General features: G+C 70.2%; 9 protein-coding genes and 1 pseudogene. 4 read left to right on the top strand and 6 right to left on the bottom strand.

The window, feature by feature from the left end:
* Positions 1-459 precede the first annotated feature (459 nt).
* The 4 genes from ACZOOI_RS43990 to ACZOOI_RS43975 all read right to left on the bottom strand — a co-directional run bounded on the left by ACZOOI_RS43990 (position 460) and on the right by ACZOOI_RS43975 (position 4,333).
* Positions 460-1,656, bottom strand: coding sequence for a 4-hydroxybenzoate 3-monooxygenase (locus ACZOOI_RS43990; protein WP_465282425.1), 1,197 nt, complete (start codon positions 1,654-1,656; stop codon positions 460-462).
* Between the two features lie 187 nt (positions 1,657-1,843).
* The gene (locus ACZOOI_RS43985) at positions 1,844-2,584 is read right to left on the bottom strand and encodes a helix-turn-helix domain-containing protein (protein ID WP_465282424.1); all 741 of its coding nucleotides are present in this window, start codon (positions 2,582-2,584) and stop codon (positions 1,844-1,846) included.
* Between the two features lie 422 nt (positions 2,585-3,006).
* Positions 3,007-3,408: a DUF3291 domain-containing protein gene (locus ACZOOI_RS43980; protein ID WP_465282423.1), complete on the bottom strand. Its 402-nt coding sequence runs from the start codon at positions 3,406-3,408 to the stop codon at positions 3,007-3,009.
* A gap of 52 nt (positions 3,409-3,460) precedes the next feature.
* A complete protein-coding gene (locus ACZOOI_RS43975) occupies positions 3,461-4,333 on the bottom strand; it encodes a VOC family protein (RefSeq protein ID WP_465282422.1) in 873 nt (290 codons plus the stop codon).
* Between the two features lie 84 nt (positions 4,334-4,417).
* Between ACZOOI_RS43975 and ACZOOI_RS43970 the strand changes: the two genes are divergently transcribed.
* The 4 genes and pseudogenes from ACZOOI_RS43970 (at position 4,418) to ACZOOI_RS43955 (ending at position 9,871) form a co-directional block, all read left to right on the top strand.
* Positions 4,418-5,428, top strand: a complete 1,011-nt coding sequence (locus ACZOOI_RS43970; RefSeq protein WP_465282421.1) for an Lrp/AsnC family transcriptional regulator — start codon at positions 4,418-4,420, stop codon at positions 5,426-5,428.
* Positions 5,429-5,888: 460 nt separating this feature from the next.
* Positions 5,889-6,137: a hypothetical protein gene (locus ACZOOI_RS43965; RefSeq protein WP_465282420.1), complete on the top strand. Its 249-nt coding sequence runs from the start codon at positions 5,889-5,891 to the stop codon at positions 6,135-6,137.
* 240 nt (positions 6,138-6,377) lie between these two features.
* A pseudogene (locus tag ACZOOI_RS43960) lies at positions 6,378-7,980 on the top strand (ABC-F family ATP-binding cassette domain-containing protein).
* A gap of 1,456 nt (positions 7,981-9,436) precedes the next feature.
* A complete protein-coding gene (locus ACZOOI_RS43955) occupies positions 9,437-9,871 on the top strand; it encodes an ATP-binding protein (protein ID WP_465282419.1) in 435 nt (144 codons plus the stop codon).
* A 349-nt stretch (positions 9,872-10,220) separates the two neighbouring features.
* Here the strand turns inward: ACZOOI_RS43955 and ACZOOI_RS43950 are convergent, their stop codons facing one another.
* Together ACZOOI_RS43950 and ACZOOI_RS43945 are read right to left on the bottom strand one after the other, a co-directional pair.
* A complete protein-coding gene (locus ACZOOI_RS43950) occupies positions 10,221-11,789 on the bottom strand; it encodes an MFS transporter (RefSeq protein ID WP_465282418.1) in 1,569 nt (522 codons plus the stop codon).
* Positions 11,786-12,736: a zinc-binding dehydrogenase gene (locus ACZOOI_RS43945; protein WP_465282417.1), complete on the bottom strand. Its 951-nt coding sequence runs from the start codon at positions 12,734-12,736 to the stop codon at positions 11,786-11,788. The genes ACZOOI_RS43950 and ACZOOI_RS43945 overlap by 4 nt, the downstream gene beginning before the upstream one ends.
* Between the last annotated feature and the right edge of the window lie 78 nt (positions 12,737-12,814).

The following is a 12,814-nucleotide window of genomic DNA, read 5'->3' as shown; positions in this document are numbered from 1 at the left end:
GACGGCGATCGTCTCGTTCCGGACAACCACCCCCGTCGGGGGCCGGGCTGCTGTAAGGCTGGACGGGTACCCTTCGCGGGGTCCACACATCCCCGCGCCTCGTGGCGTGCCGTGCGGGCTGAGCCTCGCGCGGGTCGACGGGGAAAGGCTCCGGTCGCCACAACGCGCGGCCGGAGCCTTTCTCGTTCGTCGCGCATACGATCCGATGGAGGGGAGGTCCGGTCGCCCGTAAACGGGTTCAGGCCGACTCGCCCCGCCGGATCCGGTCCGCGATGGTCTCGATCCGTCGGTCGGACAACTGGTTCATGGTTGCCGGGAGTTGCGGGTCGATGTCCGGGCGCAGCGGGAGATGCCGTCTCCTCTCCCTGGCCCTGACGCCCGGCCAAAGCGGCGACCAACACCGCAATTCACCACACCCCAGTCGTCAAAATGCGCCCGGCTATCCCCGGGTGGGCAGGATCAGCCTTCGCCGGATTCCGTGGCAAGGCGATTCGATGCGGGTGGCTCCAGAATGGTTTCCAGGTTTTTTCGGGCGATCTGCTTGCGGAACTCCCCTTCATAGGAGGCGTCACCGGCATCGTGCATTACCTCGGTCATCCAAACCGCGGATGCCTGCCGCTCCCAAGTGTGATTCAGACAGGTTTCGGAGTAACTGTCGAGCAGACTGGAATCGTGCTTCTCGACCCGGTGGACGACCGCGCGGGTGAACACCTCCGCGTCGTGGAGGGCCAGACTCATGCCTTGCGCGCTCATCGGGGAGATGAGGTGGGCCGCGTCCCCGAGAAGGTAGAGCCTGCCGTAGCTCATGGGGCTGAACACCACACCGCGAAGGGGCACGACCTGCTTGCTCGTCACCGGGCCCCTGGACGCCACAGGCCCACCGAAGCGAGTTTCCAGTTCGCTCCAGATGCGCTCGTCCGGCCATTGTCCGACGGTGTCGGTGAGCGGGCACTGCAGGTAGAGGCGACTCGCATTCGGGCCGCGAGTGATTTGTGCGGCGAAGCCGCGCGAGTGCACCGCCAGCACGGCCGGCGGATCCGCCGGTACTTCCGTCATGACGGTCAGCCAGGCGTAACCGAACTCGTGGGTGGAACAGGTGAGGACGTCCGCGGGGACGGCCGTCCTGCTGACGCCGCGGTAGCCGTCGCTGCCGGCGACGAAGTCACAGCTGAGGACCTTCGTCGAGCCGGCGGCGTCGCGGTAGCGAATCCGGGGACGCTCGGTGTCGATGTCGTGCAGCGAAACGTCTCCGGCCTCGAAGCGAAGATCGCCGCCGTCTCGGAGAAAGACCCTGATGAGGTTTCGGACGATCACCTGCTGGGGGCAGAACGCACCGTCGACATCGTCCCCGTCGTCCCCGTCGTCCCCGCCCATCTTCCACTGCCGCATTTCTCCGTCGATCAGCACCGGCATGCCCGAATCCGAGGAACCGTGGCTGTGGCCTTCCACAACCTCTCCCAGCCCCCACTCGTGCAACAGTCGCACCCCGTCGGCATCGAGAGCCCCGGCCCTTTGCCGCTGCTCGACGTATTCACGGCTGTGCTTTTCCAGGACGATACAACCGATGCCCTTGCGCAACAGGAAATTGCCGAGAGCCAGTCCGGCGACCCCGCCCCCGACGATGACGACGGATGTGTCCTTGCCACTTTCAACCATGTGTTTGCGAGCTCCTTGCAAAAGGCGAACAATTGCGCCGGCCGGGTGGGTGCGGCGGGCCGACCACCACACTGGACCCGAAGGTGGAGCACGCCAACCAACGAATGTGCGCCGGATGCCGAAAAGTCGCCAACCTGGGGTCGGTAAACCCTGTGCGACCCGAACCCGGCGGGCGAACGGGGCGCGGTTATTTGGCGTCGTCGCGCAGATTTGCCTGGAAGCTACCCGGGGTCTGGCCCACGATCTCCGTGAACGCCTCGATGAGGCTGGAGGGGTTGGACCACCCGCACTCCATCGCGGTCTCGGTGACGGAGCGGCCGTCGGTGAGATGAACCAAGGCGTGATGGATGCGCAGGATCGTTCGCCAGCGGTGGAAGCTCATGCCCAGTTCGGTGTGGAACAGGCGGCTCAGGGTGCGTGTCCCCGCTCCTGCGGTGCGCCCCAACTCGGCCAGGGTCGCGGTCCGGCCGGGATCGGCGTGCAGCAGATCGGTGACGGCGCGCAGACGGTCGTCGCGCGGTTCGGGCAGGTGCAGGGACTGCTCCGGAGCCTCGGCAAGCTCGTCGATCGCCACCGCACGCAGCCGATCGTAGGCGTCGGGGCGCATCTCCCGCCGATCGGTCAGTACCAGAATGGCCTCTCGCAGCAGGGGACTTACTGCGGACACGCAGGGGTGCGCCACGAGCGAACCGCACAGGCCTGCCGGGATGGTGACGAGGCGGACGTCGGTCCTGCCGTAGAAACGATGGGAATGCTCGAATCCGGGCGGCGTCCACGTCACCCTGTGGGCGGGGGCCACCCAGGTCCCGCGCTCGGTCGTGGTGGCCAGAGCACCTGCCGCCGCGTACACCAGTTGGCCATGGACGTGGGAGTGAGTGCCGACGTGGTACCCGTGCGGGAGCCACCCCCTACCACGAACCGACGCCATCCGTGGCGTCGAAGGCGACGGCGAAGTTGGGCGGGGTTCCATCATGCAGCCTGAATTTACCGGTGGCATGTCCTGCAACGGGCCGGAGATCACTCCGTGCGCACTGAGTACGTACCCGCGCTCCGCGAGTAGACCGCGCGTAGCCACGCAAGGCACGAGTCTGCCGGGCGGTCGGGCGGCCGGGACCAGGCCCGGCACCGCCCGGTCCGGGGTGGTCTTGCCCGAGCCGGATACGCCGACCAAGCCCACGGTTTCGGGTGGGTGCATCGTCAGGTCGACGCCGTGCGGGACCCGCTCGGCGTTCCGGGCCGGACCTGCTCGAGGGGTTCCGGCAGGTTCGGCTCCGGTTCACATCCGAGATGCTGTCGGTGATCCGTTCGCCTTGGTTCACCACGTGACGGCCCCTGCTAGTGCTTGTCCGCTCACATCGGGGCGTCGGGTCTTTCGGCGAGTCGCCCCTCGGCCTCGCTCCAGGTGATCGGCAGGTCGGAGGCGTCGGCTTCCCAGAAGACGTGGGTGAAGGTTCGCGTCCTGGGGCGCATCGCCTTCACGGCGTCGCCGTGCGGATTCGAGCCGGCATACCGGCGCAGGCTGTCCCGATCCTTCCATGCCGAAAGCGTGAGGAACACGCCTTGGGCGGGTCGGGCCACCACCGAGGCGCCGTAGGCGCCCGGGGCCGTCTTGATCTGTCTCCACACGGACAGCGACCTGACGAGGAACGAGGGGACGGCGGTCAGGGATTGCAGCTCGAAGCGGGACGCCATGACGAGTACCCGCGCGTGCGCGGGGACGGGGTTCGGCGTGATCCAGCGGAGCGTCGGCACGGTGAGGGCCCTTCATGTGGGTGATCCGGTCGGGTTGTCGGAACGATCGCGTTCAGCGGCCGGCGAAGAACAATCCGGTGTGCGCCTGTCGGGCGGACACGAAGAACCCGTCCGCTGTGGACCGGGTGTCGAAGCCGCCACGTTCGACCACGTCCCGAGCGCCGGCGACGTCATCGACCAGGACGGTCACGGCCGCCAAGTAGGAGGCCGCCGGCACCGGTTCGCCGGGGAGCACTTCGGCGACCTCGCCGGCCCGGACCACTTCGAGGCGCGCGGGCGAAGCGTCCAGCGTCGCCACCGGCCCGTCGAACCCGACGCCGGTCTGCAGGATGCGGCTGTAGCGGTCGACGATCGCGTCGAACTGGTCGTCGTCGGCCACGATCAGCACGGAGGCCAGACCCCGGGCGGTGTTGGGGTGGCCGAGGTATCGAGGCTGATGGACATACTCCCGCGTGAGGTGTTGGGCGATCCCCACGTACGCCTCGGGTGTGGTGCGGGGATCCAGATGCACGGCGCGGGCGCGCACGGTGCGCGGCCCCTCCCGCGTGTCGACCTCGCGCTCCAGCCCCAGCACCCCGGAGGTGCGCAGCCCTGCGGCCGTGAGCCTGGCATCGACGAGCTCGGCGTCGTCGGTGTCCAGGTTGAGCAGCCGAAAGCCCTCGTACTCGTCGGCCATCGCCCTGGTGTGCCAGGGATCCGGCGCGGACTCGTCCACGATGCCGAGGAGCTCGATGTACGAGCCGCCGAACAGCGCGCACATGTTCGCGGTGCAGCCCGGGGTCGGCACGTCGCCCGGCGCGCCGGCGAGCATGTGTCGCGATCGCGGACTAAGCGTGAAGCCGAGAGCGGTGTAGTCGTGTTCGAGCCCGTCCAGGTCGCGTGTGAGGATGCCGATGTGGTGGATGCCGTGGATGTCTCGTCGCATGCACCGATCGTGCGAGAGCGACAGGCGGACGAACGTCAACGGACGGGCACACGCCGGAATCCGACATCCGTCTACCATGACCGCATGGAATCGGTCACGCTCGACGACCTGGACGTGAGGCTGTTGCACGCGCTTCAGGTCGACGGCCGTGCGCCGTTCGCCAGGATCGCCAGCGTGCTGGGGGTCTCGGACCGAACGGTGGCCCGCCGCTACGGGAAGCTGAGCCTTTCCGGGCACGTTCGTGTGGTAGGCGTCACGACCGGTCATCGCATCGGGTACGCGGAATGGTTGGTGCGGCTCCGGGTCCTGCCCCCGGACGCTGCCCCCGTCGCACGCGCACTGGCCGGGCGCCCCGACACCGCCTGGGTGACGATCGGCGCCGGCGGTACGGAAATCGTCTGCGTCCTGCGCACCCAGCAGGAAAAGGCAACCCCGCTCGACGGTTTGGGGAGGGCGTTGCCAATGACCGGAGTGGAGGCGTATCGGCTGCTGAACCCGGTGATGCGACACCACAGATGGCACGGCCGGACCTCGGCGCTGAACGCCGACGAGGTCGCCGCACTGCTCCCGGCGCCGCACCCCGCGACGACCGGGCAACCCGCACCGGTGCCGTTGACGGCGTTGGACCGGCGGCTGCTCCCCGCACTGGCGACGGACGGGCGGGCCGCCTACCCCGACCTCGCACGCCGCATCGGGTGGTCGGAATCCGCCGTCCGCCGCCGCCTCGACGACCTCCGCCGTTCCCATGTACTCCAGTTCGACGTCGAAGTGGACCCGGCACTGTTCGGCTTCGCCGTGCAATGCCTGTTGTGGTTGACCATCGCCCCCGCCCTGATCGGCGACATCTCCCGGACCCTGAGCGCGGACCCGGAGACGGCGTTCGTCGGCACCACCACCGGTCCCCACAACGTGGTCGCGATCGTGATCTGCCGCGACGCCGTCGCCCTGGACACCTACCTCACCGACCGAATCGGCTCCCTCGACGGCGTCCAACGCCTGGAAACCACACCCGTCAACCGCTACACCAAACGCGCCGCCCCCTCCCCCGCCGCCGTCGGGCGGCCGCGGGGAGCTGCGCCGGAACCAACCGGCTGACCGACCATGGCGCCACCCAGCGCCGGGCCGACGCAGCCGAACGCCTCGCCCTCGACGACCTCTTGACGTTCACCATCAGCGCCGACGGCGTTCGCTCCACGAGGCCGAGGTAGGCGAGTGCGGCCCCGGAGACAGCGAACGTGGCCGCATCGACCCAGCAGCGCGTGCACCGGCGTCGGAGGCGGCCGCAGGTCCGAGGAGTCAGGCCATGCGGCCGGTGGCCGGCCTCACCCAACGCGACGAAGGCGCTCGGCTCCCAGCCGCGGTGGGGTCGGGGCGCGATTCCGACCGAGTCGGCGGCCGCCGAGGCAATCGCCATCACCGGCGAGGCGCTGAGGCGCGCCTTGCGGACCAGGCACGCCGACACGTCGTAATCCCACCCACCTCGATCGCAATGGTGGTCGAGCGCCATTGCCGTTTGACTCCCAACCCCCACAAGGCATCACGAACGTCACACGGCATGGAATTGCAGGGCAAAACCGCACTGGTCGCCGGCGGCACTTCCGGCATCGGTCCGGCAGCCACTCGCTTGCCGGCCCGCACGGGTGCCGAGTCCTCGGCAACGGCCGCGACGGCCGGCGCATTGCGCGAGCATGTCCCGGGCGACCTTGTCGGGGTTGATGGTGGCCTTGCAGTCGGTGCGCGTTACGCCCGTCGCGCGACCACTGCGGTGTTCGTCCAACCTACGACCGCGTCCACATCGACCTGACCCGCAACGGCTCGCGCCGCTTCTGCTCCGCCGCCCGCTCCTCGCGCGCCAAGACGGCCGCCTACCGGGCCCGTCGCGCCGCGCCCTTGCGGACCCGCCAACGGCGCCGAAGGGAAAGGGGATGCGCCGCCCGCGGGGCGTCGGTTACGGTGTGTCCATGTCTACGCCCCGAGTTTCCTAGCCAAAGGACCCGCTTCCACGCCAGAAGTGTCTCCTTTTGCTTTCTCGGAGCGTTACCTCATGATTACCGTTCGCGGTGTCGAGCAGCAGGCGGGCGCCCGCCTGCTGCTCTCCGACATCTCCTTCACCGTCTCCCCCGGCGACCGCATCGGCCTGGTCGGCCGCAACGGTGCGGGCAAGACCACCCTCATGACCGCCCTCGCCGGGCAGACCAGGCCCGCCGCCGGCACCATCACCCACACCGGCCCGGTCGAGTTCCTGGCACAGGACTCCCGCGCCGCCGACCCCGCCGTCACCGTCACTGACCGGGTGCTCGCCGCCCGCGGCCTGGACCGGGCACTGCACCGGCTGCGTACGGCCGAGGCGGCAATGGCCGACGCCGACGGACCCGCCGCGCTGGAGCGGGCCATGAACGCCTACACCCGCGCCGAGGCCGCCTTCCAGGCCGGTGGCGGCTACGCGGCCGAGGCCGAGGCGGCCCGAGTGGCTGCCGGACTCGGGTTGCCCGAGCGGGTGTTGGGCAAGCCGGTCGGCACGCTGTCCGGCGGCCAGAAGCGCCGGGTCGAACTGGCTCGCATTCTGTTCGCCGGACACGACGGCACGCTGCTGCTCGACGAGCCGACCAACCACCTCGACGCCGACTCGGTCGCCTGGCTGCGCACCTTCCTCCGAGGCCACACCGGCGGCCTGGTGGTCATCAGTCACGACATCTCGCTGCTGGCCGACGTGGTCAACCGGGTCTTCCACTTGGACGCCACCCGCGCCACGATCGACATCCACAACACCGGCTGGAGCACCTACCTCGCCCAGCGGGCAGCCGATGAGCGCCGCCGCGCCCGCGAGCGGGCCGCCGCCGAGCGCAAGGCCACAGCCCTGCACGCACAGGCCGACAAGATGAAGGCCCGCTCGGCGACCGCCGTGATGGCCAAAAGCATGGCCCGGCGCGCCGACCGGATGCTGGCCGAGCTGGAACCGGCCCGGCGCACCGAGAAGATCGCCAGGATCCGGCTGCCCGAGCCCGCCCCATGCGGGCGGATGCCGCTCGGCGCGGTCAGCCTGGCCAAGTCCTACGGCGACCACCAGGTCCTGGGCGGCGTGGACCTGGCGGTGGACCGGGGCAGCCGCCTGGTCGTCCTCGGCCTCAACGGCGCCGGCAAGACCACCTTGCTGCGCATCCTCGCCGGCCGGGAACGACCGGACTCCGGCCGCGTGGTGCACGGCCACGGGCTGCGCCTGGGCTACTTCGCCCAGGAACACGAAACCCTCGACCCGGCGCGTACGGTGCACCAGAACCTGGCCGACGCGGCCCCGCACCTGAGCGACGGTGAAGTCCGCCGCGTACTGGGCGCGTTCCTCTTCTCCGGGGACGACGCCGACAAGCGGGCCGAAGTACTCTCCGGCGGGGAGAAGACCCGCCTGGCCCTGGCCGGCCTGGTCCACTGCGGCGCGAACGTCCTGCTGCTGGACGAGCCGACCAACAACCTCGATCCCGCCTCCCGCGACGAGGTCCTGGCCGCCATCGGCTCCTACCCGGGCGCGATCATGATGGTCACCCACGACGAGGACGCCATCGACGCCCTGCGCCCCGACCGGGTCCTGCTGCTGCGACGCGGACGAGGACCTGTGGAGCGAGGACTACCGCGACCTGGTCGCCCTGGCCTGACCCACCACCCGGCCCGGCCGGACAGCGTGGCTTCCCCCGCGCCGGCCGGGCCTCGACGCGGCCCGTGGCCACCTGCCGCGCACCGCGCCACGTGCTTCGCCGAACCCACCCCGTATGCACCGAAGGGCGCCACGTCGTCCACCACCGGTACCGCTTCCGCCGCATCCCACCCCACCGGGCGCCTGCACATCCAGCGATGCCGTCTCCTCGGCAAAACGATGAGTCCACGGCTGAGCCACCGAACACGAGGACTACATGTGAACTCAAATCACGCACCGATGAGTTCCCGCGCCGCGCCGGTCTGTACGCGTGAGATTGACTCACGGAAGGCCGGCACCATGCGGAAACTCAGCTACGGCATGAACCTGAGCCTGGACGGCTACATCGCCGCGCCCGGCGACGACATCGGCTGGGGCGTCCCGAGGAGTTCGGCTGCACGGCCGGTGGTGTAGGCGGCGTGGTGGTCGTCGTCGAGACGGCCGGGGTCGTCTGCTGTCGTCGCACCTCTTTGTTGTCGGTGGAACGCGTGGAGGGGCCCTGGTGCCAATGGCACCAGGGCCCCGAAGGAACTGCTACACCATCTGCCGGCCCTGATACTGCGCCGGCCCGTTTCCGCGGACCCGACCGAACTGCCGTCGGGGGTGCGGGGATCGCGGATGCGTGACCGGAGACCACCTCGCTATCGATGTCCTCTGCGGTACCCGGGCCGAGACTTCCGCCCGGGCGATCCCGATGGCGCTTCCACTCCCTCGTTGTTTCCTCTATGACATCTATCTACTGCGTACTGCGGGTACTGCCACTACGGGTACTGCGTACTGCCGGTACTGCTCTATCGGTTACTGCGTACTGCCGGTGATATGTACTGCTCGGTGGCCTGCGACAGCGCCACTCTTCGACAGCCGGCCCCGTTGCCCGTCCTGCGCCCTGCCTTGGCTTGGAACCCCACTGCCGAACCTCCCGGTGCGCGCGTCCGCAGCCGACGCCTTCACCGAGGTACCGCTCACCTACTCCGCTGCTCTACTGCCTACTGCGAACTGCACTTGCCGGTACTGCCACTGCGTGAACTGCGGTACTGCTCACCGCTGCCCCTGATCACTGCGGGACCACCCGGTGCGGCCGTCAGCCCCGTCGCCGTCCTACGACAACCCTGGCTTCGGGACTCCACAAGCGCACCGTCCTGCAAACTTGCGACTACGGGTACTGCGGCCGGCAGTTCGTCTCTGCCAGGCCCTTCGGTCTCTCTGGGCTACGAGAGAAACCATAACCACACCACCACCTGATGTCTACTCCGGCCGGCATAGATTTTTGCGTGGTCGACGGTGAGGTAATCGACTTCGAGCGGCGATGAAACGGCGCAGGCGAGGCCGTCACCACCAGGATTGGCGAGCCAAGGGCCGCGCAGGCACCGGAAGTTGGGCAGCCGAGCACGGACGGTCCCGAAACCCCGGGGGATCCGATGGACACAATGAGCGTCACCGTCGCACCCACCCATTCCGCCACACCCGTCGCCGGCGCACGCGAAAGCACCCGGCGGTTCCTCCGAGAACGACTCGAACCGGCGATCACGGACGAGGCCGCCGACACGGTGCTCCCGGTCGTCTCGGAACCGGTCACCAACGCCCTGCGCCACGGCCGCGGCACTGCCACCCTGGATTTGACCGCGCACCGGGACGGCATCGAGGCGGCCGTGCACGACCACAGCCCCCAGGCCCCGCGCATGCGCGCCCCCGACCCTCATGGCGGCTTCGGTCGGCCCATGGTCAACCGCCTCGCCCGCACCACCGCGGTCGCCCGAAAGGCGGCCGGCGGCAAGACCGTCAGCGCCCGGCGCCCCGCCGGGGCCGCGAACCGTGACACGCACGCTCGCGGCGTTGCAACCCCTTGCGAGTAGAACCGGCTACGAACTGCGGGGTTGCGCCTTGCGAGCGCACACACACCACGGCCCGGGTGCTTTCCGACGGGGATTGGTCCATTTGGAGACTCGGTGATGCCGAGCGCGTGGATGTGGTCGGCACGGGCGCGGGTCCGGGCGGCGGCGGGCTGGTGGCTGCGGATGACGTCGGCGGCGGTCCGGCCGGGGTGCGGCTGCCGTCCGGAGCGAGTTCCGGGCCGCGCCGGACGATGGTGATGTCGTCGCGCCCGACGAGGTCGCGGGCGCGGGGGCGGCGGCGCCTTTCGATGTGGCCAGGCTTTCCGATGTGGCCAGGGGCAGAGCACGTCGAAGTACACGTCCGGACGCGTCATGCGACTTCCTTCGGGAGGGATGCGGCCGCGGCATCGGTGTCGAGGGCGCCGGCGTCGGGGGCGGTCCGGCGGCGGGCCACGGGCGTGACCGCCGCAAGGAGGATCAGGAGCGGCAACAGCACGAGCGCGTGCACGTGAAGGCTGTGGGTGAAGGCGCTCCGCGCGCTTTCCGCGAGGGCGTTGCCGAGCGGGTCGGGAGTGTCGGCGGCGCGGCGCAGGGTCTCGGCGAGGGTGCTGTCCCGGTCCGCAACGTCGGGGGGCAGGCCGGCGGGGAGGCGGTCGGCGAGGCGTTGGCTGTAGACGCCCCCGGCGATGCTGCCGAGCACGGCGATGCCGAGGGCGCCGCCGAGTTCGCCGCCCGTCTCGGAGATGGCGGAGGCGGCACCGGCGCGTTCGGGCGGCGCGGCGGCGAGGACCAGGCCGGTGCCCAGGGCCATGAACGGCGTGAGCCCGGCGAACAGCAGGACGGATCCGGCGACGACGAATCCCGGTGCCCGGTCGGCTTGCAGGAGCATCAGCGGTCCCGCGAGGGCCAGTACGGCTCCGGAGCTCATCAGCACGGCGGGGTGCACCCGCGTGGCGAGGCCGGAGATCCACAGGGCGACGACGGTGCCGGACACCGCGGTCGGAAGCTGCCACAGTCCGGCGGTGAACGGCGGGTATCCGACGACCATTTGGAGGTACTGCGAGGTGAGGAGGCTGGTGCCGTAGAGCACGGCGCCGACCACGATCATGCCGCCCACCGAGACGGCGAACGCCGGTACCCGGAACAGCGACAAGTCGAAGAGCGGCGCGGCAAGACGATTCTGGCGGCGCACGAAACCGATCCCCAGGGCCACTCCGGCTGCCAGGGACCCGAGTGCGGGCGCCGTGACGCCTTCCAGGGCGAGTTGCTTGATCCCGTAGACCACGGCGAGTGGGACGAGGAACGACAGGACCACACTGGGCGGATCGATTCTGCCCTCGGCGGTCGCCGCCCGATGCTCGGGGAGGAGGAATGGCGCGGTCACGACCAGCAGCACCATGGCGGGCGGCGTGACCAGGAAGACCGAGCCCCACCAGAAGAAGTGCAGGAGGGTCCCGCCGATCAGCGGGCCGAGGGCACCGCCGGCCATGAAGCCGAGCATCCACAAGGTGATCGCGAGCCGACGCTGGTCGGGATCGGTGAACAGGTGGCGGATCACCGCCAGCGACGCGGGGGCCAGCGCCGCCGCCCCGACGCCCTGGCAGGCGCGCGCGGCGATCAGCATGCCGGTGTCCCCGGCGTAGGCCGCCGCGACCGAGCCGACCGTGAAGACCGCTGCTCCGCAGATCAGTACGCGGCGGTGGCCGAATCGGTCCCCGAGGGAGCCCATGGTGATGAGGAACCCGGCGACGGTGAAGCCGTACATGTCGGTGATCCATAGCTGCCCCGTGGCGCTCGGCGCCAACTCCGCGGTGACGCTCGGAAGTGCCAGGTACAGCACGGACATGTTCATCATGACCAGGACGGCCGGGACGCCGAGCACGGCCAAGGCGGACCACTCGCGGGCACCCGCCCTCGGCGGGGGTGTGCGGGACGTCATGCGTCACCGGTCAGCAAGGTCTTGCCCAGGGTGTCGCGGGACTCGATCGCCGCATGCGCGGCCGCCGCCCGGGCGAGCGGGTGGGTCTGCCCGACGACGGGGCGCCACCGGCCCGTGTCCGCCAGGTCGAGCGCTTGTCGGATCAGCGCGCGGTTCTCGGCCGCGTCCGGCGCACCGGTCAGGCCGAAGACCTGCAAAGATCGGGCCGCGACGGTCTCGTCGGCCAGTTCGGTCCCGGTGCCCGAGGCCATGCCGTAGATGCTGATCCGCCCCCCGACCCGCAGGGTGTCGGCCGCCGCACTGCCGATCTCGCCGCCCACTCCGTCGAAAACCAGGTCCACCGGGGGGAGCCCGGCGGCCCAGGTGGGCTGGTTGTAGTCGGCGAAATCGGCGCCGAGCCGGGTCACCAGTTCGCCCTTGCGGGCGCCGCCGGCCGCGCCGATCACGCGTGCGCCTGCGGCGAGGGCGTACTGGACGAGCAGAGTTCCGACGCCGCCGGCTGCCGCCGTCACCAGGACGGTGTCGCCCTTCCGCGGCTGCGCGTCGCGGGCCAGCATCAACGCGGTCCGCCCGTCGGCCATGAGGGCCACCGCGTCCCGCAGTTCCACGCCCGGCGGGACGGGCACCACGTCTTCGGCGCGGACCTTGGCCTGCTGCGCGTACCCCCCGGTTCCGCCCGTGGTGGTGACCACGGTCGTCCCGAGCAGAGCCGGGTCGACGCCGTCGCCGACGGCCGTGATCCGTCCGCCGACACCGTTGCCGGGAATCCGCGGCAGCGCCGGCTTTCCGAAGGGCCCGTTGCCGGCCCGGACTTGCGTCTCGACGAACGTCACACTCGCGTACGCCACGGTCACCACCACCTCGCCGCCGCACGGGGAGAGGTCGGCTACGTGTTCGGCCCGCAAAACCTCGGGACCGCCGAACTCGCGCATGACAACGGCCAGCATGAAAACCCCCAACAAGGGACGAAGAGGCGCGGCCGGGCCCGCGACGCGCACCCGCCGCTGCGGGTGTGACCTTGCGGA

Source organism: Embleya sp. L77 (genome assembly GCF_055557415.1).
Note: the sequence above shows the minus strand (reverse complement) of the source record. Positions and strands in the feature narration are given on the sequence as shown.